The sequence below is a fragment of the Streptomyces sp. SID486 genome, from assembly GCF_009865385.1.
Lineage (GTDB): Bacteria > Actinomycetota > Actinomycetes > Streptomycetales > Streptomycetaceae > Streptomyces.
In genome coordinates, this window is the sequence record NZ_WWJT01000234.1 from 1 (window position 1) to 1161 (window position 1161).

The 1161-nt window shown below is 75.5% G+C and carries 1 protein-coding gene; it reads right to left on the reverse strand.

Translation table 11 applies throughout. The features are described 5' to 3' along the window. Window positions 1-1161, reverse strand: a 1161-nt coding sequence (locus tag GT045_RS11950; RefSeq protein ID WP_161334136.1) for a type I polyketide synthase, incomplete at both ends; no start/stop codon positions are given.

The following is a 1161-nucleotide window of genomic DNA, read 5'->3' on the forward strand; positions in this document are numbered from 1 at the left end:
CGGATCACGGCCAGCACCTCGTGCCCGTTGCGTCGGGCGTCGGCGAGCCGCTCCACGACGAGCACGCCGACGCCCTCGCCCCAGACGGTCCCGCCCGCGGCGTCGGCGAAGGCGCGGGTGCGGGCGTCGGGGGCGAGCGCGCCCTGCCTGCTGAACTCGATGAACGTCTCCGGCGTGGCCATGACCGCCACACCGCCGACCAGTGCGAGGCCGGACTCGCCCTGGCGGAGCGACTGGGCGGCCAGGTGCAGCGCCACCAGCGAGGAGGAGCAAGCGGTGTCGACGGACAGCGAGGGGCCCTCCAGGCCCAGGGTGTAGGCGATCCGGCCGGAGATGATGCTGCCGGAGCCGAAGCTGCCGAAGTAGTCGTGGTACTGGACCCCGGCGAACACGCCGGTGCGGCTGCCCTTGAGGGTGTGCGGGTCGATGCCGGCGCTCTCCAGCGCCTCCCACGACGCCTCCAGCAGCAGCCGCTGCTGCGGGTCCATGACGAGGGCCTCCTTCGGGCTGATGCCGAAGAACGCGGCGTCGAACTCGCCCGCGTCGTGCAGGAATCCGCCCTCGCCGACGTAGGAGGTGTCGGGCCGCTGCCGGGTCGGGTCCACGATGCGGTCCACGTCCCAGCCCCGGCGCGCGGGGAACGGGCTGATGGCGTCGGTGCCGTCGGCGACCAGCCGCCACAGGTCCTCGGGGGTGCGGACACCGCCGGGGTACCGGCAGGCCAGGCCCACGATCGCCAGCGGTTCGTCCGCACGGGCCGTGCCGGCGCGACGGCCGGCGCGTCGTGCTCCGGTCCGGGCGCCGCCGGTGAGGGTGCCGAGGTGGGCGGCGAGCGCCTCGGGCGAGGGGTGGTCGAAGACGAGGGTGGCGCTGAGCCGCTGGTCCAGTTCGGCGGAGAGGGAGTTGCGCAGTTCGATGGCGGCCAGCGAGTCGAACCCGAGGTCCTTGAAGGCCCGGTCGGTCTCCACGCTGCCGGGGTCGGTGTGCCCGAGCACCCCGGCGACATGGGCGCGGACGGTGTGCAGCAGCGCCTCGGCGCGCTCCTCCTCCCCCAGGGCGGCCATGCGCTCGGCGAAGGTCACCCCGGCGTCCTGCGCGGCGGCCTCCCGGCGCACCGGGCGGCCCGCCAGCGCGCGGAAGACGGGCGCGAGAGCGCCGCCC